Source organism: Streptomyces sp. Da 82-17, from assembly GCF_046098215.1.
Lineage (GTDB): Bacteria > Actinomycetota > Actinomycetes > Streptomycetales > Streptomycetaceae > Streptomyces.
The window spans coordinates 62,191-82,969 of the sequence record NZ_JBJURH010000010.1; the positions used below are offsets into that span (position 1 = coordinate 62,191).

Sequence of the window (20,779 nt, forward strand, 5' to 3'; positions counted from 1 at the left end):
CGCAGGGTGGTCCGGGTGCGCCCGGATTCCCCGACGCCTCGGAGGGCGGCCCCGGCGCGCCCGGCGGTCCCGGCTCGCTCGGCGGCGGCCCGCAGCAGGGCCCGCCTCCCCCCGGTTTCCCGGACGCCTCGCAGGGCGGCCCGGGTGCGCCCGGTGGCCCCGGTGCTCCCGGCGGTCCCGGCTCGCTCGGGGGCGGCCCGCAGCAGGGCCCGCCCCCGCCCGGTTTCCCGGACGCGCCGCAGGGCGGTCCGCAGCAGGGCGGCTTCCAGGGTGGTCCGCAGTCGCCTGCCCCGCCCGGACCGTCCCTCGGCGGCAACGACGACTGGACGATCCCGCCGCCCGCCGGCCAGGCCCCGCCCTCCCCGCAGGAGTCCATGGCGCCCCCGGCGCCCGCCCCGGCTCCGCCGCAGCCCGGCTTCCCCGACCAGCAGGGCGGCCCGGGTGCACCCGGCGGTCCCGGCGGCATCGGCGCCCCGGGCGCTCCTGGTGGTCCCGGCGGTCCCGGCGTTCCGGGTCAGGGCTTCCCCGACGCGGGCCGGCCCGGCCAGCCCGGACCCGGTCAGCCCGGACCCGGCCAGGGCTTCCCGGAGCAGGGCATGCCCGGCCAGCCGGTTCCCGGTCAGCAGGGCCCCGGCCCGCAGGGTCAGCCCGGCGGTGGCTACGGCTACCCGCCGCAGGGCGGCCAGGGACCCGCGAACTGGACGGCGACCATCGGCCCGGACCGCGAGTACTTCATGGCGATGATGAACCGCAGCGGTCCCGAGGCCTCCAGCCTCAACCTGCCCGCGTACTCCCCGGAGCAGCAGCGCCAGCTCGTCGGCAACCAGATGACGATCGGCCGCCGCCGCCACTCCACCGGTGACACCCCGGACATCGACCTGTCCGTGCCGCCGGAGGACCCGGGTGTCTCGCACCAGCACGCGGTCCTGGTCCAGCAGCCCGACGGCAGCTGGGCGGTCGTCGACCAGAACTCCACCAACGGCACCACGGTCAACGGCGGCGAGGACCCGATCCAGCCGTTCGTCCCCGTCCCGCTCCAGGACGGCGACCGCGTGCACGTCGGAGCATGGACGACGATCACGATCCGCCGCGGCTGAGCCAAGGCACAAGCAGGAAGACGCTGTTCGGGGTCACGGCAGCGGCCACGCGTACGGGCCGGCTGGATCATCCAGCCACGCCCACACGTCGGCGCCGCTCACCGTGACCCCGAACCGTTCCCGCACCGGCTTCCCCTCGCGCTGCCAGAGCGCCAGCGCCTCGTGCGGGTCGAGCACGTCCTGAGTCAGCGTCAGCAGGAAGCGGAACAGCTCGCTCTGCAACGCCCGCCGCGGCAGCCCACCGGTCGCCGGCCCCCGCTCCTCCTCCCGTACGCCGCCCCGCAGCGGCACGAAGTACGCGGGCGTGTGCAGGAACCGCCCCTCCGCGTGCTCCTCGTCCCGTACGTCGAGCAGGATCAGCCCCGTCGCGAGCGGCGCCAGGACGCGCGCTCCCCGCCGGCACTGCGCGAGCCACTCCCGCGGCACCGTCTCCAGCGTGCAGGTCGCGACGATCCGGTCGTACGGCGCACGCTCCGCGCAGCCCCGCGCCCCGTCGCCCGTGACGACCGTCGGGAAGCGGCCCGCCACCGCGAGGTGCCGGCGCGCGGACTCGGTGATCTCCGGGTCCAGGTCGACCGTCGTGACCAGCTCGTCGCCCAGCCGGTGGGCGAGCAGCGCCGCGTTGTAGCCGGTCCCGGCGCCGATCTCCAGAACCTCGTCCCCGTCCCGTACGCGCAGCTCCGCCAGCATCATCGCCATCAGCGAGGGCTGACTGCTGGACGAGATCAACTCCCCGTCGCGCACCCGCGTGGCGAGCGGCTCGTCCGCGTACGCCCCGCGCAGCCAGCGCTCACGCCGCGCCGGATCGGGGTCCTCGCCCCACAGCCGCTCGTACCCGCGCTCCGTCTCGACGAAGTAGTACGGCACGAACAGATGTCGCGGCACCTCCAGGAACGCCTCCCGCCACTCCGGATCGGCCGCGAAGGCGCCGCTCTCCTCGATCTCCCGCACCAGCGCCACCCGCGCCGCGACCGCCCGCGCGGCGACGGGCACGGGGGGTTCCTGCGGCGGCTCGGCTCCCATACCCCCACTGTCCTGCGATCCGCCCCCGGACGCGAGGCCCCGGCGGTGGCTCGTCGGGGGAAGTCCTAGGCCCGGGGTCCTCGGTCTCCTCGTCTGAGACCATGGACGGGTGATGGAGATTCCGCGCGGCACGCTTCAGGAAGAGACGTTCTACGAGCAGGTCGGCGGCGAGGAGACCTTCCGGCGCCTGGTGCACCGCTTCTACCAGGGCGTCGCCGAAGACCCGCTGCTTCGGCCGATGTACCCGGAGGAGGACCTGGGCCCGGCGGAGGAGCGCCTCGCGCTCTTCCTGATGCAGTACTGGGGCGGGCCCCGTACGTACAGCGACAACCGCGGCCACCCCCGGCTGCGCATGCGGCACGCGCCGTTCACGGTCGACCAGGCCGCGCACGACGCGTGGCTGAAGCACATGCGCGTGGCCGTCGAGGAGCTCAACCTCTCCGAGGAACACGAGCACACGCTCTGGAACTACCTGACGTACGCGGCCGCCTCGATGGTCAACACGGCGAGCTGACCCCCGCCCTCCGCCGCCCCTCCCGGGCAGCGCACCGGCACACCGGCACACCGGCACACGAAAGGGCCCGCCCCGGCGAACGGGGCGGGCCCTTCGGTCGTGTCAGGCCGATGCGTGCCCTACGCGGGGCTGACGCTGAGCGACCCGACTCCCGCCTTGCGTACGGCGATCGAGCCGTACGGAGTGCGCAGCCGCAGCCACGCGCCCGACCCGAGCAACGCGAGCCCGCTCTGCGGACCGGCATGGCCCTGCGGACCGGCATGGCTCTGCGGGCCGGGCTCGGCGGCCGTGGGGCGGAGGAAGCCGAGCGCCTGCGCGGCGTGCGCGGCCCGCACCGGCAGCTCGGTGTCGCCGACCGGACGCGACCAGATCTCCCGGCCGATCCGGTCCAGCTCGGCCCGGGTGCGCTTCTCCGGGTCCAACTCCTCGGTACGCGCCCGGAATTCACCGACCGCGACGCCCACGGCCCGGCGCACCGCGTCGAGCCCGGGCAGCCCGGGAAGCTGCTGCCAGCCGCCGCGCGGGGGCAGCACCCCGGCCCACGGCGGCCCGGTGACGGCCGCTGGCACCGTCGCCGTACCCGCCGACTCGTCGATCCCCTCAAGCAGTTCACCTGCCGAGACGGTCACGTCGAGCTTCGCCGGCTCGGCGAGCCGGGCGGCGCGGATGGCGAGCACCTCGAAGGACGGCGGCCGCCCGAACACGGCGAGCGCCCCGCCCCCGGCCTGCAGCCGTACGGCCGCGGCCTTGTCGTAGTGGATGAGCCGGGCCAGGAAGGCGGCCAGGTCGGCCGCCTCCCCGGCGTCGGCGAAACGCAACGGCGCAGCCGTCATGCGGCAAGCGCCCCCGGACCCTCGTCGTCCATGTACTCGAGCAGGAAGGACTTCTCCTCCGCGCTGATCCGACGCGGCCGCTGCGCCTCCAGGTCGAACGGCACGACGACCGTGGACGCCCGGACGTAGACCTGGTCCGGGTCCTTGATCTCGTACGCGATCGTGAGCGAGGCCGCCCCGATCTTCGTCACCCACGACTCGATGGTCACCGGCTCGTGCCGGTGCACCAACGGCCGTACGTAGTCGATCTCGTGGCGGGCCACGACGGAGCCGCCGGAGAACGACGGCGAACCGTCGCCCGGCGCCAGTCGGAACATGAAGTCGATCCGCGCCTCTTCCAAATACCGCAGGAAGACGACGTTGTTGACGTGCCCGAAGGCGTCCATGTCCGACCAGCGCAGCGGGCAGGAGTAGATGTGCCTGGTCACGGAGTGAGCCTCAGCCTCGCGTCAGCTTCTTGTACGTGGCACGGTGCGGACGCGCCGCGTCCGGACCGAGCCGCTCGATCTTGTTCTTCTCGTACGACTCGAAGTTGCCCTCGAACCAGAACCACTTGGAGTCGCCCTCGTACGCCAGGATGTGCGTCGCCACTCGGTCCAGGAACCAGCGGTCGTGGGAGACGACCACGGCGCAGCCCGGGAAGTCGAGCAGCGCGTTCTCGAGGGAGGACAGGGTCTCGACGTCGAGGTCGTTGGTCGGCTCGTCGAGGAGCAGCAGGTTGCCGCCCTGCTTGAGGGTGAGCGCCAGGTTCAGACGGTTGCGCTCACCGCCGGAGAGCACACCGGCCGGCTTCTGCTGGTCCGGGCCCTTGAAGCCGAAGGCGCTCACATACGCGCGGGACGGCATCTCGACCTGGCCGACGTTGATGTAGTCCAGCTCGTCGGAGACGACGGCCCACAGCGTCTTCTTCGGGTCGATGTTCTCGCGCGACTGGTCGACGTACGAGATCTTGACCGTGTCGCCGACCTTGATCTGGCCCGAGTCCGGGGTCTCCAGGCCCTGGATCATCTTGAACAGCGTGGTCTTGCCGGCGCCGTTCGGGCCGATGACGCCGACGATGCCGTTGCGCGGCAGGGTGAAGCTCAGGTCGTCGATGAGGAGCTTCTCGCCGAAGCCCTTGGTGAGGTTGTTGACCTCGACGACGACGTTGCCCAGGCGCGGGCCCGGCGGGATCTGGATCTCCTCGAAGTCCAGCTTCCGCATCTTGTCGGCCTCGGCCGCCATCTCCTCGTAACGCGCAAGGCGCGCCTTGGACTTGGCCTGCCGCCCCTTGGCGTTGGACCGCACCCACTCGAGCTCTTCCTTGAGCCGCTTGGCGCGCTTGGCGTCCTTCTGGCCCTCGACCTTGAGACGGGTCTGCTTGGTCTCGAGGTACGTCGAGTAGTTGCCCTCGTAGCCGATGGCGCGGCCGCGGTCGAGCTCCAGGATCCAGCCCGCGACGTTGTCCAGGAAGTACCGGTCGTGGGTGATGGCGACGACGGTGCCGGCGTACTTGGCGAGGTGCGCCTCCAGCCACTGCACCGACTCGGCGTCCAGGTGGTTGGTGGGCTCGTCGAGCAGCAGCAGGTCGGGGGCCTCGAGCAGCAGCTTGCACAGGGCGACGCGGCGCTTCTCACCACCGGAGAGGTTGGTGACCGGCCAGTCGCCGGGCGGGCAGCCGAGGGCGTCCATGGCCTGCTCGAGCTGGGCGTCGAGGTCCCAGGCGTTGGCGTGGTCCAGCTCCTCCTGGAGCTTGCCCATCTCCTCCATCAGCTCGTCGGTGTAGTCGGTCGCCATCTGCTCGGCGATCTCGTTGAACCGGTCGAGCTTGCCCTTGGTCTCGGCGACGCCCTCCTGGACGTTCTCCAGGACCGTCTTCTCCTCGTTCAGCGGGGGCTCCTGCAGGAGGATGCCGACGCTGTAGCCGGGCGAGAGGAACGCGTCACCGTTGGACGGCTGCTCCAGACCGGCCATGATCTTCAGAACGGTCGACTTACCGGCGCCGTTCGGACCGACCACACCGATCTTCGCGCCGGGGAGGAAGCTCAGCGTGACGTCGTCAAGGATCACCTTGTCGCCGTGCGCCTTGCGCGTCTTGCGCATCGTGTAGATGTACTCAGCCAAGAGAAACCGTCCGGCAGAACTGGAAGTGGGCAGATACACCCCATCTTGCCGTACGGCCACCGCTAGAACGAAACCCGTTTGGCGGAGGGTCCCTGATCTGGCGGTTGCCGGGGGCCCGCAGAGCCGATCTGTCCCTGATTGTCGCTGTCGATCACCCGCGATTCGCCTCTCACGGCCCGGGCGCGGCCCAGCCCTCGCTGCTGGCGAGCCGTGCTCCGGCACCGCTACTCCGCGTCACTGCGCTCCAGCACCAGGCCGACGGACCCCTCGTCCAGTCCGTTGCTGTCTTCGAGGTGCAGATGGGCCCCATCGGGAACGCCGTCTCCGGCCAGCGCCAGCAGATGGCCGGCCAGCGTCCTGAGACCCGCCGCATTCGCCTCGACAACCACCTCGCCCCCGAGGTCTCGCACCTGGATCCGCGCGCCCTCGGCCCACGTGAAGACCAGCCCGGCACCATCCGCCGCAGCCGTGACGTGAGCGGCCCCCGTCGGGGAACCTCCAGATTCAGGATTCACGCCCACCATGATGGCCTCGACCGCCTGCAGCTCCGAAGAGCCCCGGGCTCGGAAACCGCCGCCGTGGCAGCCGTGGGGTGTCGGCCGGTCGATCGCTGGGCCGGAGACACAGATCGGCCCCGTGCTCGGGAGCGACGGGGCCGATGTGCTCGGAGAGTCACACAGGCACTACTCGCTCTCGCCCGCCTCGTCCTTCTTCTTTCGGAGCAGGAACACCGCCGCACCGCCGACCACGACCAGGGCGATGGCTATGCCCGCGATCATCGGGGTGGCGTTGGAGCTGCCGGTCTCGGCCAGGTCCGGGCCGTCGTTCGCCCCCGTGCCGCCCGCGGAGGCCGGGCTGGGCTGCGGGGCCGGGGAGGCGCTGTCGCCGCCCGAGCTGCCCGCGGTCTTGCAGTCGAGCACGCCCTTGAAGCGCTTCTCGTATCCGTTCGGCCCGGTGATCGTGAAGTCGTAGGCCTGGTCCTCCTGCAGCGGGATCGTGACCGTCTGGGCGTCACCGGCCGCGATGGTGTGCTTCGTGCCCATCAGCTCGAACGTGAACGGCTCGTCGCCCTTGTTCGCCGCCGTGATGTCCACGCCGCCCTTGGCGCAGTTCCGCTGTGCGGACAGGGCGGGTATCGCGCCCTTCTCCGCCCAGTGCGCCGTGGCCGTGGCCGACACGGTCGACTCGCTGGACCCGGCGAGGATCTGCGTCTGGCTCTTCGACTCGGACGCGAAGGCCCGGCCGACGGGCACGGTCGTCGAGGCCTGCAGGGTCAGCTCGGCGGTGCCGGCCTCGGCGTCCTCGGGCACGTCGAAGTACAGCTGGTGCCCGTTGGCCGCCGTGGTCCGGGGCTCGCCGTCCTTGCCGACGATCTTCACGCCGCTGGCGGCGGCGTTGGCCGGCGGGGCCACGGTCACGCTCTGCGCATTGGTGCGCACGGTCACGGGGCCGATCCGCTCACCGGACCTGCCGGACACGGCCGGCGGGTCCAGGCTCAGGGACGCCTTGGGCTCGGGCAGGTCGCGGGCGTTCTTCTCCAGGTAGTCCGCGAGCTTCTCGGCCTGCGGGTCGAGCGCCTCGACGTCGGCGCCGTCGGAGTACCGCCAGATGGCGACCTGGGTGCCGGACGCGGCGGCCTGCTCGGTCAGCTCCCGGGCGCCGGCCTTCTTGGCGAGCGCGGCCAGGTCGTTCACCTGCGGGTAGGAGTTCTGCAGGATCCAACGGATCTTTCCTGCCTGCGGGTTGGCGTTCAGCGAGGTCGCGCTCCAGGGGGTCTCCTGGTACTTCGCGTCCTTCTGGGTCGGGTTGTGGACGTCGATGCAGTACGTCTGCAGCATGCCGCCGTCGTCCACGGCCATCTCGAAGAGGCCCGCGGCTATGCGCTGCCGCTCGCCGCCGTCACGTATGACGGCCTGGCCGTAGGTCTTCAGTCCGCCCAGGGTCGCGCTCGCACCTCCCTGGTGCTGCGGGGCGTCGTCGGCGACCGCCGGGCTCGCGCCGATGGTCGCGCCGGCCGCGACCAGGCCGGACACGAGTGCGGCGACGGCGAGGCGGGCGGCGCCGCGCCGACGCACTGAGAACGAAGAAAACACTGATTTCCCCTCCGGGCGGGACCCGTTCGCATGGGGGGTCATGGGGGGGTCGGTCCCGCCAGCAGCATCAACTGCCCCGTGAGTTACGCCCGGCATCCTATGGAGGCGCGCGCACCGCACATCCCTGTCATGCCATCAGATAACCGTTCCGACTCGGAATCGTTATCGCTGGATACGACGGTGACCTGCCCGAATCGACAAATCACCCCCCAGACCGCCCTACGTGGCCGGTTCCGGCTGTCGTCCCGGGCTCGGCGCCGGAAGCTCGAACTGCGGCTCGTCGTCGGCCAGTTGGGAACCGGCCGCCATCCGGTCGAGCTGGTCCTGACGCCCCATCACGGCACCGTCGGCAACCTCCGCCTGCGAGGCCGCGGAGGGCTCCACGACGACCCGGCTCGTGCGCCGGAACGCCGACGTCCCGCGCGACAGGTCGTGCCCCACCGCGTACGCCTCGATGTCCGCCGACGTCCACGACTGCCCGCCGCGCTCCTCGCTGCGCACCTTCAACCGGCCGCGCACGAGCAGCGGTTCGCCGACCGAGACCGACGAGGCCACGTTCGCCGCGAGCCCGCGCCAGGCCCAGACGGTGAAGAAGTTGGTGTGCCCGTCCTTCCAGCCCTGGGCCGCACGGTCGAAGAACCTGGAGGTCATGGCGAGCCGGAAGCGCACCACCGGGCCGTTGGGCGTCTCGCGGAAGACCGGCTTCGTCGCCACGTTCCCCACGACCGTCAGCATCGTCTCGTTCATCTCGTCCCCTCCCCGGAGCCGCACCCCGAACGCGGCTCCCGACATGCCTGCGGGCCCGTCCCGCAGGTGGCGCGGAGATCGTCCGGCGATCTGCCGCGATCTCAGACTGCAACCTGCGGGCCGAGCCCGCTCCGGCCTGTGGACTACCGGCCGGTTGTGGACAACTCCGTCACCCGACCGTGAGCTTCCGCTCCCCAGCCGCCGTCCGACCGCCCCGCGAGCCACCCGAGCCGCCCAGGCCTCCGGAGCCGCCCGAACCGTCCGAGTCGCCCGCACCGCTCCCCCGACCGGCGCCGCCCGACCGCGCCGACCCAACGGTCCCGAGCGAGCCCATCGCCACCGACGGCCCCGCTCCGGCGGCCCCGGTGACCCGCACGTACTGCTCGCGCACCTCGCGGTAGCGCAGCAGCTCGGCCGCGACCGGGTCGAGCACCTGCGCGCGCCCGCACGCGGCGGCGGCCTCGCGGAGTTTCCGTTCCGCCTCGATCCCGTACCGTCTGGCCGGGCCGCGGGCGGCCATCCGGCAGGCCCACTCGACTCCCGGGCCGCCGACGATCCCGGCGATCATCAGCAGCACGGGCGAGCCGAGGTTGGGCGGGAAGACGCCGATGACCTGGCCCAACAGCCAGATGCCGCCGACCACTTGAAGCAGCGTCATCGAGGCCTGCGCGAACACCGCGAGCGGCCACCAGCCGGGCCGCGGCGGGCGCCGGGCCGGGTTGGCCGCCGTGGTCGCCAGCTCGTCGAGCGCCTCCGGCAAGCCCTGCGCGCCGCGCGCGGCGGCCTCCTTCACGGACTGCGCCCACGGTGCGGGCAGGCCGACCGCCGCCTCGTCGCCGACCGTGCGTACTGCCTGCTCCACGCGCTGGCGGGCGGTCGCCTCCTCGTCGGCGGGCGGGGCGGGCGTCGCCTTGGCGCGCAGCAGAAGGGGCGTGCGCTGTGTCTCGTACCAGCGCCAGAGGCGCAGCCACGGGGTGCCGCAGGCCTTGCCGGCGTTCCTGCGCCACGCGCGTTCCGCGGCCTGGCCCGCGGCGGCCGCGCCGACCGCGTCCGCGAGCCGGTCGGAGAACTCCTCGCGCGCCCGCTCGCTGAGCCCGACGCGCCGCCCCGCCGCGTAGACGGGGCGCAGCCGGGCCGCGGCGGCGTCCAGGTCGGCGTGGATGCGACGGGCCGCCGCGCGGCGCTCGCCGACGAACTGGCCGAGCACTTCCCGGAGTTCGCCGACGCCGTCACCGGTGAGGGCGGACAGGGACAGCACTGTGGCGCCCGGTTCGCCGTGCTCCCCCAGGGCGATGCCGTCCTCGTCGAGGAGGCGGCGCAGGTCGTCGAGGACCTGGTCGGCGGCGTCGCCGGGGAGCCGGTCGGTCTGGTTGAGGACGACGAAACTGACCTCCGCGTGGCCGGCCATGGGGCGCAGGTAGCGCTCGTGCAGGACGGCGTCGGCGTACTTCTCCGGGTCGACGACCCAGATCACCGCGTCCACCAGGGTGAGGATCCGGTCCACGTGCTCGCGGTGCTCGACGGCCGCCGAGTCGTGGTCCGGCAGGTCGACCAGGACGAGGCCGTCCAGCGCGGGCCCCTGGGTGGTGTGCTGGAGGGGGCGGCGGCGCAGTCGGCCCGGGATGGCGAGGCGGTCGAGCAGCCCGGCGGCGCCGTCCGTCCAGCTGCACGCGATGGGTGCGGCCGTGGTGGGGCGGCGCACTCCGGTGTCCGAAATGGCCACCCCCGCAAGGGCGTTGAACAGGGTCGACTTTCCGCTGCCGGTGGCGCCCGCGATGGCGACGACCGTGTGCCGGTCGGAGAGCCCGCGCCGCGCGGCGGCCTGGTCGAGCACCCGGCCCGCCTCGGCCAGCGTCTGCCCGTCGAGGCGGGTGCGGGACAGGCCGACGAGCTCCCGCAGCGCGTCGAGCCGCGCCCGCAGCTCCGGCTCGTACGTGGTGCTGTGCGGGGTGTTGTCGCTGTGCGGGTCCTGGCTGTGCTGGTCGAAGGCCTCCACGCGCGCGTGGGCGTGGTTTTCGTCGCGGCGCCGGGTGCTGTCCGGTGCGTCGCCGACGCGGCGGGCGATCAGGCCGTCGTCCCAGGAGCGTTCGTCGCCTTCCTCGCGGAGATCGGCTTCCTTATGGGTGCCGTTTTTGCCGGTGGCTTCCTTGCGTGCGCTTTCCTGTGCGGTTTTTTCGGCGGCGCGGCGGCCGGCGCGCGACCTGCGGAATCGCTTCTCCCCGTGCTCCGCGGCGGAACCGCCGTCCGCGTCGCCGGCCGAGGAGGCACCGGCCCGTGCCCGCGTACCGGTGCTCGAACTCCCGCCGCGCTGTTCCGCGTTGTCACCGCCGGAGTTCGCGACGGACCGCTCGCGGGAGGTGCCCGTTCCGGTCGGCTCGGCGGGCTCCTTGCCGCTGGTGTGATCAGTGACGGCAGTCACCGCGGTCACCTCTCCTTCTTCAGTACGGACAGCGCGGCGATGAGTTCGGCCTGCGGCTCCGGTTGGATGTCGAGGGCGTCGAGCGGGGCGAGCCTGCGCTCGCGTTCGGCGCGCAGCACCTTGTCGACGCATTCGGTGAGCAGCCGCCCGCCGCGGTCGCGCAGCTTGAGGGCGCCGTGCGCGCCGATCCGCTCGGCCAGCGTCTCCCCGGCCGAGCGGGCCCGCCGGCCGCCGAGCAGGGCGGTGGCGAGGAGCGCGGTGACGGCCTCGGGGTCGGGCGGGTTCTCCTGGCCGCGCACCTCCTCCTCGACGTACTCCTCGAGGACGCGGCGCCACCTGCGGGCCTCCAGGCCGATGCGGTGCTCGGCGCCCTCGCCGTCGGCCTCGCGCTCGGCGAGCTCACGCGCGGTGGCGGCGGGCTCGCGGGACCACTGCTCGTCGATGCGCTGCCCGGCGGCGGAGACCGAGCACAGCAGGAGCGCGGCCAGGCTCTCCACGATCGCGTCGAGGAGTTCGCCCGCGCTGCAGTCCAGGGGGTAGCTGCGCCACCGGCTGAGCGCGGTGCCCGCGAGGACGCCGCCCGCCTGCAGACGCCCCCGCACGCGCGCGTGCTCGCGCTCGTACGCCTCGTCGACGGCGGACGTGAGGCGCAGCGCGGCGGCGTACTGGGCGGAGACGGCGCCGGCGAGCTCGGGCATCCGGGAGTCGAGGGAGGCGAGGAGTCCGGCGGCGGTGCGGCTCATCGCGTGGGCGCGGGCGGTGGGGTCCTGGGCGCGGTGCGTGAGCCAGGCCCGCAGCGGCGCCACGGCGGTGGCCGGAAGGAGCCCGCCGCCGCCCGCCGACTCGGGCAGCTCCGGGATCGTGAACCGCGGCACCTCGCCGAGCCCGGCCTTGGTGAGCAGCGCGCCGTACTGCCGGGAGACGTCGGCGAGGACCTGGTGCGGTACGCGGTCGAGTACGGAGACGAGTGTCGCGTCGTACTCCTTGGCGGTGCGCAGCAGGTGCCAGGGGACGGCGTCGGCGTAGCGGGCGGCGGTCGTCACCATGACCCAGACGTCGGCGGCGCACATCAGCTCGGCGGCGAGTTCGCGGTTCCCGGCGATCAGGGAGTCGATGTCGGGGGCGTCGAGGAGGGCGAGGCCGCGCGGCAGGGTGGCCGCCGTCTCGATGCGCAGCACGCGCTCACCGGGCTTGGCGCCCGCGTGCGGCTCGTCACGGCCGCCGCGCTGCCCGTCCTCCTGCGGCATCCAGACGCGGGTGAACTCGGGCAGTACGCGCAGTCCCGCGAACCAGTGGTGGTCCTCCGGATTGCAGACCAGCACCGGTGTGCGGGTCGTGGGCCGCAGCACCCCCGCCTCGCTGACCTGCCGCCCCACGAGGGAGTTGACGAGCGTCGACTTCCCGGCGCCCGTCGAGCCGCCGATGACCGCGAGCAGCGGCGCTTCGGGCTGCCGCAGCCGGGGCACCAGATAGTCGTCGAGCTGCGCGAGAAGCTCGTCCCGGTTGGCACGCGCGCGTGGAGCACCCGCCAATGGGAGCGGAAAGCGTGCGGAGGCGACACGGTCGCGCAGGGCGGAGAGTGCTTCGAGCAGCTGAGGCCGAACGTCCAAGGTCACCACATGCGAAGAATGCCCAATTTTGGAGCTTTTCTGAAGGATATGAGCCCCTGCGCGCCGGTCGGACACTTGAGACAGACGGGACGAGAGGGCCCGCAGGCATAACGAGTGCACAACACCCGATGCGCGAGAGGCCAAAACCGCTGCAGAATTCGTACCTGCCTGCGATTATCGGGACCGCTTCACCGAACCTCCACATCGCGCCGCGGAGGCGAAGCAACCGGGACAAGGACACCGGAGCCCTATCCTTGTCCCCGGCGAGGTCACGGACACCCCCACATCCGGGCTCCAGGCCACGGCCGTCATTCGGCCCCCGTAGCTCAGTGGATAGAGCAGGCGCCTTCTAAGCGCTTGGCCGCAGGTTCGAGTCCTGCCGGGGGCGCTTCTTCCAGCCTCTCCTTCGGGAGGGGCTTTTTGCTGTTCGTAAGCGGTTCGGCGGGGCGCCGTCGGTGGTTCGGATCGGGCCGTCTCAGGTGTCAGTGGGCTGCGGTAGCCTCGCGAGGCAGGTGGGCCGAGGTGGGGGGTGTCATGCCGGGGGAGGACGTGGAGGCGGCGCTCGGGATGGCCGGGGCCGGGCGGCTGCGGAGCGGGGACCCGGTGCGGATCGGGGCGTATGTGCCGCTGGGGCTGCTCGGCAGCGGCGGCATGGGGCGGGTCTATCTCGCGCGGCCCACGAACGAGGGTGCGGAGCGGCTGGCCGCGGTCAAGGTGATCCGGCCCGAGTACGCGGAGAGCGCCGAGTTCCGCCGCCGGTTCGAGCGGGAGGCGGCCGTGCTCGCGCGGGTGCACAGTCCGCACGCGCCGCGGCTGCTCGACACCGGCTTCGACTCCGACCTGCTGTGGATGGCCACCGAGTACCTGCCGGGCCCCAACCTGTCGGAGGCCGTGCACGCATTCGGGCCGCTCCCGGCGAGCGGGGTGTGGCGGCTCGTCGGTGAACTGGGCCGGGCGCTGGACGAGTTGACCGAGGCGCAGGTCGTGCACCGCGATCTCAAGCCGTCCAACGTGATCCTGGGCGCGGACGGCGCGTACGTCATCGACTTCGGGATCTCGCAGGCCGCCGACGCGAGTTCGATCACCACCACCGGCAAAGCCGTCGGCACACCCGCGTACATGTCGCCGGAGCGGCTGCGGGACGGGCGGGCCGACGTCGTCTCGGACGTGTTCTCGCTGGCCTGCACGCTGGTCTTCGCGGCGACCGGCCGCGCCCCGTTCGGCGACGGCACCGGGGTGGACGTCATGCACCGCGTCGCCTTCGAGGAGCCGTACGCGGACGTCATAGGGGAGCTCGTCGGCGTCGACCCGGACCTGGCGGATCTGCTGTCCGCCTGCCTGGCGAAGGAGCCCGGACTGCGGCCCACCCCCGGGCAGTTGACCGAGGCCGCCGCAGCGCGCCCCTGGCCGGGGCGGTGGCACGAACCGCTGCACGCCCAGGTGACGGCGCGGCGGGAGGCGTACGACGTGCTGAGCCGGGTGCCGGTCGAGCGGACCGTGCAGTTGCGGCTGCCGGGCGCCGCCGGAGGCCCCGCCGCCGGACCCGCGCCCCGGTCCGCCTCCGCAACCCCGCCCGCGCTCACGCCCGCTCCCCCGCCCTGGTCCGTCTCCGCACCCCCGCCCGCACCCGCTCCCCCGGCCGGGCCCGCGCCCGGGAGCACCCTCCCGCGGGACACCGAGGTGCACGGCGGGCCCGGTCGGCGGGGCCGCAGGCGGCGGGCGTATCTCGCCGTCGTCGCCTCGCTCGCCGTGTGCGCCGTGGCCCTCACCGCGTTCCTGCTGACCCGGCAGGGCGAGCCCGAGACCGAGGCGGGGCCCGCGCCGGCCGGTTCGGTGAGTGCGCCCGAGTCCCCGGAACCGGCGGGCGAGTCCGGCCTGACCAGCCCCTCCGCGTCCGACACCGCGCGGGGCGGCGGCTCCCCGAGCGCCGACGGCGGCGGCCCGGACGCCTCGCCCGACGCCACCGCGTCGACCACGCGCCCCGCGAGCCCGACCCGTACGGCCTCCGGGAAGCCCAGCAGCCGGCCGCAGCCGAGCACCACGCCGAAGCCGACGAGAACGGCACCGCCCTGGATCACGCAGTGCACGTACTACGCGGGCACCGAGCTGACGCGCTTCGGCGACCGGGGGAAGCGCGTCGTGCAGGTGCAGTGCATGCTCAGCCGGCGTGGGTACAGCATCGGGGGCGCGGGCGTGGACGGGCAGTTCGGGGAGGACACCAGGACCGCGGTGAAACGGTTCCAACGCGCGCGTGGCCTCGACGTCGACGGCGTGGTCGGGCCCAACACCTGGCGGGCGCTGCGCAGCCGCACCTGACGGCCCGGCACAAAACCGGTGGACGGCCGAGGAGGCTCGGCCTAGCATCCGGCACACGGCATCGCGCGTTGGTCACCGGCTGGGTGAGCGTGGAGGTGCCCGTGAGTGCCTCTGGAGGCACCCAGCATGTCGGTCGAGTTCAACCACACCATCATTCACGCCCGTGACAACCGGGCTTCCGCCGAGTTCCTGGCGCACGTCCTCGGACTCGAGGTCGGTACGGAGTGGGGGCCGTTCGTCCCCGTCGCCACGAGCAACGGCGTCACCCTGGACTTCGCGTCCGTCCCCGCCGAGTCGATCACGCTCCAGCACTACGCCTTCCTCGTCACCGATGAGGAGTTCGACGGCGTCTTCGCGCGGATCCGGGAGGCCGGGATCGAGTTCTGGGCCGATCCGCACGGCAAGCAGCCCGGCGAGATCAACCACAACCACGGCGGCCGCGGCGTCTACTTCATGGACCCCGCGGGCCACGGCATGGAGGTCATCTCCGCGCCGTACGGCAGCCACACGAACGACGAGCCGGCCTCGTAACGCCCGCTCCCGGCCCGGCGTGCCGAGCGCGCCGGGCGCTCCGCTCCCGTAAGCCATCCGGCTGAGTGCGTCACCCGCACAGCCACCGCTCGGCGTCCCCCGCGTGCGCGAGGGGCGCCGAGCACTTTGGCTCGGTGACACGGAGCACGGGACCTCCCTGATCCGGCGGCACCTTGGGGGTGCCGCCTCCCGGGCTTCGGTGGAGGACATGCTCATGCGTACGAGTCGAATATCCCCGCGTTCCGGTCTGTTCGTCGCCGCCGCAGCCGCCCCGCTCGCCCTGCTCGCGAGTCCCGCCACCGCGGCGCCGACCGGGATCAATGTCAGCGCGACCGGTACGACGGTCCAGGTCACGACCACCTCCTGCCCGAGCGGCGGCAAGGCCTCGCTGATGGGCAACGGGAGCGCCAGCTTCGCCGGGGGCGAGCAGGTGGACCTCGCGGGCGGAGGCACCACCCAGAGCGCCTCGTGGCAGGGCGTCAGCCCCGGCACGTACACCGTGGCCGTGATCTGCACGGGCGGCGCGTCGGCCGGAGCCCAGCGGGTCACCGTCAGCTCCCCCACCTCGACCACCAGCCCCACGACCCGGCCCACCTCGCCCACCGGGCAGTTCCGCGGCGGTCTCGGCGGCAGCGCGCCGGAGGACGCCGGGATGCAGATCGCGGGAGGTGCGACGCTCGCGCTGGCCGCGGGCCTCGGCGGTGCGTGGCTGCTCCGTCGGCGCCGCAGGAGCGGCAGCCACAGCTGAACGGCGGCGTCCGCCGCCGACGCGTACCGGCCGCAGGAGTTCCGCGCAGCAGCGCCTCGCGCGCGGGCCCCGCGTTCCCGGCAGTGCAGAGCGGCGGGCACCGGCGTCCCTCCCCGTACGCCCTCCCCGCAGCCCGCCCCGACCGACCGGCCCCTACAACTGGTCCCCGCACGACCGGACCCCGTACGACCGGACCCCGTACGACTGCCTCCCCCTCGGCGCTCGAACTGCGCCCCCGAGAACGACAGTGACGGATGTGAGCCCGTGGCCTCCTCGTACAGCCCGTTGCCCCGGATCAAGGTTCCGATCGCGGGGATCGCGTCGCTCGGCGTGCTGGTCGGCGCCTGGTTCACGGCCGACGGTGTGCGGGCGCAGGCCGCGCCGCCCCGGCCGCCCGCCGCCACGGCGAAGGCGGACGCGGCGGGCCGCACGATCGATCCGCTGCCCGTGTCCCGGCCGGTGAACATCCGCATCCCGGCGATCCAGGTGGAGGCCCCGCTGATCGGCCTAGGGCTGCTCCCCGACGGCACCCTGGACGTGCCGCCGGGGAATCTGCCGCAGCTGGCGGGCTGGTTCCAGGAAGGCACCGCGCCGGGTTCCGCGGGCACGGCCGTCACCGCGGGCCACCTGGACTCGGCGACCGGGCCCGCCGTGTTCTACAACCTGGGCGCGCTGCGCACCGGCAACACCGTCGAGGTGGACCGTGAGGACGGCCGCACGGCGGTGTTCACCGTCGACCGGGTCGAGCTGGTGCCGGGCGACGCGTTCCCGGACGCCCGCGTGTACGGGCAGTCGGACCGGCCCGAGCTGCGCGTGATCACCTGCGGCGGCGCGTACTCCCGGACCACCGGCACGTACCAGGGCAACACCGTGGTCTACGCCCGCCTGACCGGCGTCAAGTAGCTCTCAAGTAGCATCCCCCGCCCCCGGGTTCGGCAGCCGCAGCGCTCCGAAAGCGCCCTCCGGTACGGCCGGTGCGTGCGGGAAAACCGGCTCCACGCGCGCGTACGGCGTGCCCTGCGGCGGGCGCGGGTCCGGCTCGCCCTTGTTCGGCCACAGCGACATGGCGCGCTCGGCCTGGGCCGTGATGGTCAGGGACGGGTTCACGCCGAGGTTCGCGGAGACCGCGGCGCCGTCGACGACGGAGATCCCGGGGTGCCCGTACAGGCGGTGGTACGGGTCGACGACGCCGTGCTCCGGGCTCGCGCCGATCGGGCAGCCGCCCAGGAAGTGCGCGGTCAGCGGGCGGCCCATCAGCTCGCCGAGGTTGGTGCCCGCGAAGCCGCCGATGCGTTCGGCGAGCAGCCCGGCCGCCTCCCAGCCCTCCGGGATGTGCACGGGGTTGGGCGTGCCGTGGCCCTGTTCTGCGGTGAGGAGGCCGCGCCGGTTCAGGCCCGTGGTCAGGGAGTTGTCGTGGGTCTGCATGACGAGGCCGATGATGGTGCGCTCCGACCAGCGGTACGTCGTGACGGTGCGGGCGACCAGGACCGGGTGCCGGGCGAAGGCGAGGGCGGCGGCGATCGGCTTCGGCAGGTGCTGCGCGTACTGCGGCACGCACAGCAGGGCCATCAGGTTGGAGCCCTTGCCGTAGCGGACGTTCTCGATGTGCGTGTCCGGGTTGGGGTGGACGGACGAGGTGATGGCGACGCCGCGCGTGAAGTCGGGCTCGGCGTTCGTGCCGCGGGCCTTGCGGTAACGGCGCGGGAACGTCAACGCCCCCACCAGCGCCTCGGAGTTGGTGCGGGTGAGGCGGCCGAGCCTGTCGGAGAGGCGGGGCAGCAGTCCGCGTTCGCGCATCGTGTGGAGCAGGGTCTGGGTGCCGTAGGTGCCGGCGGCGAGGACGACGCGGCGGGCGGTGAGGGTGCGCTCGCCCCGCTTCCCGAAGCGCCCGCGACGGCCGGTGGGGCGGGTGGTGACCTGGAAGCCCTCGGCGTGCTCCCGTACGGCGACGACCGTGGTCAGCGGGTGGACGGTGGCGCCCGCCCGTTCGGCGAGGTACAGGTAGTTCTCCGTGAGGGTGTTCTTCGCGCCGACGCGGCAGCCCGTCATGCAGGAGCCGCACTCCACGCACGCCACCCGCTCCGGTCCGGCCCCGCCGAAGTACGGGTCGGGGGCGGCGGTTCCGGGGGCGGCCTTCGCGTTTCCGTCGGCGTCCTTGCCGTCGCCGAAGAACACGCCGACCGGGGTGAGCCCGAAGGTGCCGCCCGCGCCCATCGCCTCGGCGGTGTCCCGGAGGAGCTCGTCGGCCTCGGTCAGCGTCGGATTGCGCCGCACCCCGAGCATGCGCCGCGCCTGGTCGTAGTACGGGGCCAACTCCCGCTGCCAGTCGGTGATGTCGCGCCACTGCGGATCGTCGAAGAACGCCGCGGGCGGTACGTAGAGGGTGTTGGCGTAGTTGAGGGAGCCGCCGCCGACGCCCGCGCCGGCGAGGACCATGACGTTGCGGAGCAGGTGGATGCGCTGGATGCCGTAGAGGCCGAGGCGGGGCGCCCACAGGTAGTCGCGCAGCTTCCACGAACTCGTGGGCAGGGTCTGCCGGTCGAAGCGCCGGCCGGCCTCCAGGACGCCGACCCGGTAACCCTTCTCGGTCAGGCGCAGCGCGGACACGCTGCCGCCGAACCCGGAGCCGACCACCAGGACGTCGTAGTCGTAGTCGGAGTCGTCGTGCCCGCTGCCCGCGGCCGAGGTCTCAGGACTCATAGAGCGCCCCGATCTGCTGCTCGTACGCGCGGGCGACCGCATGCCGTTTGATCTTCAGGGAGGGGGTGAGGAGGCCGTTGTCCTCGGTGAACTCGCCCTCGACGACGACGAATTTGCGGATGGACTCGGCGCGCGAGACGGCCTCGTTGGCGTAGTCGACGGCCTTCTGGACGTCGGCGAGCATCCGCGGGTCCTTGATCACCTCGGACATGGGGGTGTCCTTGGGGGCCTTGCGGACGGCGAGCCAGTGCTCGACGGCGTCGGGTTCGAGGGTGATGACCGCGCCGACGAAGGGCCGGTTGTCGCCGACGACGATGCACTGGCCGATGGGCGGGCGGCTGCGAAGCCGGTCCTCCAGGACGGCGGGTGAGACGTTCTTGCCGCCGCTGGTGACGAGGATGTCCTTCTTGCGGCCGGTGATCCGCAGATAGCCGTCGTCGTCGAACTCCCCGAGGTCCCCGGTCGCGAACCACCCGCCGTCCAGGACCTGTTCGGTCGCGTCGGGGTTGTTCCAGTACGAGCCGAACACGATCGGGCCCTTGATCAGCACCTCCCCGTCGTCCGCGATCCGCACCGACGTGCCGGGCACGGGCAGGCCGACGGTGCCCGGGCGGGGGCCGAGCGGCGGGATGATCGTGGCGGCGGCGGTGGTCTCGGTGAGGCCGTAGCCCTCGTACACGATGATTCCGGCGGCGTAGAAGAACAGGTTGAGGCGGCGGTCGAGGGGGGAGCCGCCGCTGATCGCGTAGCGCAGGCGGCCGCCGAGCTCCTTGCGGACGCGGCGGTAGACGAGCAGGTCGTACAGCGCCCAGGCGAGGTAGAGGCCGAGCGAGGGGCCCTTGCCCTGGTCGAGGAACTTGTCGAGGTAGGCCTCGCCGAAGCGGACGCCGATCCGGTCGGCGCGGTCGAAGGAGGCGCCGCGGCCGATCTTCTCTGCGGTGGCCCGGCCGGTGTCGTGGATCTTCTCGAAGAGATAGGGGACGCCGACGACGAACGTCGGCCGGAACGACCGCAGTTCGGGGCGGAGTTCGTCCGGTTTGATGCTCGGGCAGTGGCCGACCTCGATCCGCGCGAGCATGCAGGCGACCTGGATGACGCGGCCCAGGATGTGCGCGAGCGGCAGGAACAGCAGCGTGGTGGCGACCTGCCCGGTGACCTCCTTGAAGATCGGGTGCAGCAGGTCGACGGTGCTGGCGGCCTCGGCCTGCAGATTGCCGTGCGTGAGGACGCAGCCCTTGGGGCGTCCGGTGGTGCCGGAGGTGTAGCAGACGGTCGCGACGGTGTCGGGGGTGAGTGCGGCCCGGCGCTTCTCCGTCTCCTCGTCGGTGACGTCCCGGCCCAGGCGGGCGAGTTCGAGCACGGCCCCGCCGTCCAGCTCCCACAGCCGCGGCTGCTCGGGCATCCCGGCACAGGCGGCCCGTACGATACGGGAGTTCTCCTCGGTCTCCGTGATCACGAAGCGGGCGCCGGAGTCCTCGACGATCCAGGCGATCTGCTCGGCGGACGAGGTGGCGTAGACGGGCACGGTCTGGCCGCCCGCCGCCCAGATCGCGAAGTCGAGCACGGCCCACTCGTAGCGCGTGCGGGACATGAGGGCGACGCGGCCGCCCGGTTCGAGGCCCGCCGCGATCAACCCCTTGGCGGCGGCGGTGACTTCACGCGCGAACGCGGCCGCCGTCACGGGCCGCCAACTGCCCGCCTCCTTGCGGCGCAGGACCACCGCGTCGGGCGCCTCGGCGGCGTTGGTGAAGGGGATGTCGGCGGTCGTGCCGGGGGCGGGGGCCGCGGAGTCGAGGGCGGCGGTGCGCACCTCGCGGACGACGCCGCCCTCCCTGACCAGCTCCGTGTGCACGCGTGCCGCGAGGTCGGCGCGCTGCTTCGCCCGTTTCAGATCCTTGCGTACGCCCATGGGTCGGCTCCGTGGTCGGCGCTGTTCGGTTCCCGGTGGTGCTGCGGTGCAAGTTCTTTACGCGTACGTCAACTTACCGATGCGTAGGCAGAAAGCAATGGGGCTGACGAAGGTCTGACTTCTCAGTAAGCTTACT

The 20,779-nt window shown here is 72.9% G+C and carries 17 protein-coding genes and 1 tRNA gene; 7 read left to right on the forward strand and 11 right to left on the reverse strand.

Annotated features, from left to right (window positions below; translation table 11 throughout):
* On the forward strand, positions 1 to 1,097 hold a 1,097-nt coding region (locus tag ACIDOF_RS19045; protein ID WP_409007124.1), incomplete at its 5' end, for an FHA domain-containing protein.
* Positions 1,098 to 1,130: 33 nt separating this feature from the next.
* Here ACIDOF_RS19045 and ACIDOF_RS19050 read toward each other — a convergent pair.
* Positions 1,131 to 2,120: a methyltransferase domain-containing protein gene (locus tag ACIDOF_RS19050; protein WP_409007125.1), complete on the reverse strand. Its 990-nt coding sequence runs from the start codon at positions 2,118 to 2,120 to the stop codon at positions 1,131 to 1,133.
* Between the two features lie 109 nt (positions 2,121 to 2,229).
* On the opposite strand from ACIDOF_RS19050, the gene ACIDOF_RS19055 reads away from it, so the two are divergent.
* Positions 2,230 to 2,634, forward strand: coding sequence for a globin (locus tag ACIDOF_RS19055; protein ID WP_409007126.1), 405 nt, complete (start codon positions 2,230 to 2,232; stop codon positions 2,632 to 2,634).
* Positions 2,635 to 2,753: 119 nt separating this feature from the next.
* Here ACIDOF_RS19055 and ACIDOF_RS19060 read toward each other — a convergent pair whose 3' ends face one another.
* From ACIDOF_RS19060 to ACIDOF_RS19095, 8 genes are all read right to left on the reverse strand, one after another.
* Complete coding sequence (locus ACIDOF_RS19060; RefSeq protein WP_409007127.1) at positions 2,754 to 3,467, reverse strand: hypothetical protein; 714 nt, start codon at positions 3,465 to 3,467, stop codon at positions 2,754 to 2,756.
* Positions 3,464 to 3,895, reverse strand: a complete 432-nt coding sequence (locus ACIDOF_RS19065) for an acyl-CoA thioesterase (protein ID WP_409007128.1) — start codon at positions 3,893 to 3,895, stop codon at positions 3,464 to 3,466. Before ACIDOF_RS19065 ends, ACIDOF_RS19060 begins: the two co-directional genes overlap by 4 nt.
* Before the next feature lie 10 nt (positions 3,896 to 3,905).
* Complete coding sequence (gene ettA, locus ACIDOF_RS19070) at positions 3,906 to 5,570, reverse strand: energy-dependent translational throttle protein EttA (RefSeq protein ID WP_409007129.1); 1,665 nt, start codon at positions 5,568 to 5,570, stop codon at positions 3,906 to 3,908.
* 224 nt (positions 5,571 to 5,794) lie between these two features.
* On the reverse strand, positions 5,795 to 6,085 hold the full coding sequence (locus ACIDOF_RS19075) for a hypothetical protein (protein WP_409007130.1): 291 nt from the start codon (positions 6,083 to 6,085) through the stop codon (positions 5,795 to 5,797).
* Positions 6,086 to 6,253: 168 nt separating this feature from the next.
* Complete coding sequence (locus ACIDOF_RS19080; protein WP_409007131.1) at positions 6,254 to 7,705, reverse strand: Cys-Gln thioester bond-forming surface protein; 1,452 nt, start codon at positions 7,703 to 7,705, stop codon at positions 6,254 to 6,256.
* 177 nt (positions 7,706 to 7,882) lie between these two features.
* Positions 7,883 to 8,410 carry a single-stranded DNA-binding protein gene (locus ACIDOF_RS19085; protein ID WP_409007132.1) on the reverse strand — a complete coding sequence of 176 codons (528 nt, stop codon included), beginning with the start codon at positions 8,408 to 8,410 and terminating at the stop codon, positions 7,883 to 7,885.
* Positions 8,411 to 8,579: 169 nt separating this feature from the next.
* The gene (locus ACIDOF_RS19090) at positions 8,580 to 10,829 is read right to left on the reverse strand and encodes a GTPase (protein ID WP_409007133.1); all 2,250 of its coding nucleotides are present in this window, start codon (positions 10,827 to 10,829) and stop codon (positions 8,580 to 8,582) included.
* Between the two features lie 5 nt (positions 10,830 to 10,834).
* Positions 10,835 to 12,448 carry a dynamin family protein gene (locus ACIDOF_RS19095; RefSeq protein ID WP_409007134.1) on the reverse strand — a complete coding sequence of 538 codons (1,614 nt, stop codon included), beginning with the start codon at positions 12,446 to 12,448 and terminating at the stop codon, positions 10,835 to 10,837.
* Positions 12,449 to 12,754: 306 nt separating this feature from the next.
* Here ACIDOF_RS19095 and ACIDOF_RS19100 point away from each other — a divergent pair.
* The 5 genes from ACIDOF_RS19100 to ACIDOF_RS19120 all read left to right on the forward strand — a co-directional run bounded on the left by ACIDOF_RS19100 (position 12,755) and on the right by ACIDOF_RS19120 (position 16,937).
* Positions 12,755 to 12,827, forward strand: a tRNA-Arg gene (locus tag ACIDOF_RS19100).
* A gap of 146 nt (positions 12,828 to 12,973) precedes the next feature.
* On the forward strand, positions 12,974 to 14,755 hold the full coding sequence (locus tag ACIDOF_RS19105) for a protein kinase domain-containing protein (RefSeq protein WP_409007135.1): 1,782 nt from the start codon (positions 12,974 to 12,976) through the stop codon (positions 14,753 to 14,755).
* A 126-nt stretch (positions 14,756 to 14,881) separates the two neighbouring features.
* Positions 14,882 to 15,286, forward strand: coding sequence for a VOC family protein (locus tag ACIDOF_RS19110; RefSeq protein WP_409007136.1), 405 nt, complete (start codon positions 14,882 to 14,884; stop codon positions 15,284 to 15,286).
* Positions 15,287 to 15,500: 214 nt separating this feature from the next.
* Positions 15,501 to 16,034, forward strand: a complete 534-nt coding sequence (locus tag ACIDOF_RS19115) for a hypothetical protein (RefSeq protein ID WP_409007137.1) — start codon at positions 15,501 to 15,503, stop codon at positions 16,032 to 16,034.
* 264 nt (positions 16,035 to 16,298) lie between these two features.
* The gene (locus ACIDOF_RS19120; RefSeq protein ID WP_409007138.1) at positions 16,299 to 16,937 is read left to right on the forward strand and encodes a class F sortase; all 639 of its coding nucleotides are present in this window, start codon (positions 16,299 to 16,301) and stop codon (positions 16,935 to 16,937) included.
* A 3-nt stretch (positions 16,938 to 16,940) separates the two neighbouring features.
* Here the strand turns inward: ACIDOF_RS19120 and ACIDOF_RS19125 are convergent, their stop codons facing one another.
* Both ACIDOF_RS19125 and ACIDOF_RS19130 read right to left on the reverse strand, forming a co-directional pair.
* Positions 16,941 to 18,734, reverse strand: a complete 1,794-nt coding sequence (locus ACIDOF_RS19125; RefSeq protein WP_409007139.1) for a GMC oxidoreductase — start codon at positions 18,732 to 18,734, stop codon at positions 16,941 to 16,943.
* Positions 18,724 to 20,643 (reverse strand): AMP-dependent synthetase/ligase, encoded by a 1,920-nt coding sequence (locus ACIDOF_RS19130; protein WP_409007140.1) that lies wholly within the window; start codon positions 20,641 to 20,643, stop codon positions 18,724 to 18,726. Before ACIDOF_RS19130 ends, ACIDOF_RS19125 begins: the two co-directional genes overlap by 11 nt.
* Positions 20,644 to 20,779: the final 136 nt, after the last annotated feature.

Coding starts and splice junctions, on each gene's coding strand:
- ACIDOF_RS19050 (WP_409007125.1), bottom strand. CDS start 2,120: ATGGGAGCCGAGCCGCCGCAGGAACCCCCCGTGCCCGTCGCCGCGCGG.
- ACIDOF_RS19060 (WP_409007127.1), bottom strand. CDS start 3,467: ATGACGGCTGCGCCGTTGCGTTTCGCCGACGCCGGGGAGGCGGCCGAC.
- ACIDOF_RS19080 (WP_409007131.1), bottom strand. CDS start 7,705: ATGACCCCCCATGCGAACGGGTCCCGCCCGGAGGGGAAATCAGTGTTT.
- ACIDOF_RS19085 (WP_409007132.1), bottom strand. CDS start 8,410: ATGAACGAGACGATGCTGACGGTCGTGGGGAACGTGGCGACGAAGCCG.
- ACIDOF_RS19105 (WP_409007135.1), top strand. CDS start 12,974: ATGCCGGGGGAGGACGTGGAGGCGGCGCTCGGGATGGCCGGGGCCGGG.
- ACIDOF_RS19110 (WP_409007136.1), top strand. CDS start 14,882: ATGTCGGTCGAGTTCAACCACACCATCATTCACGCCCGTGACAACCGG.
- ACIDOF_RS19115 (WP_409007137.1), top strand. CDS start 15,501: ATGCGTACGAGTCGAATATCCCCGCGTTCCGGTCTGTTCGTCGCCGCC.
- ACIDOF_RS19125 (WP_409007139.1), bottom strand. CDS start 18,734: ATGAGTCCTGAGACCTCGGCCGCGGGCAGCGGGCACGACGACTCCGAC.
- ACIDOF_RS19130 (WP_409007140.1), bottom strand. CDS start 20,643: ATGGGCGTACGCAAGGATCTGAAACGGGCGAAGCAGCGCGCCGACCTC.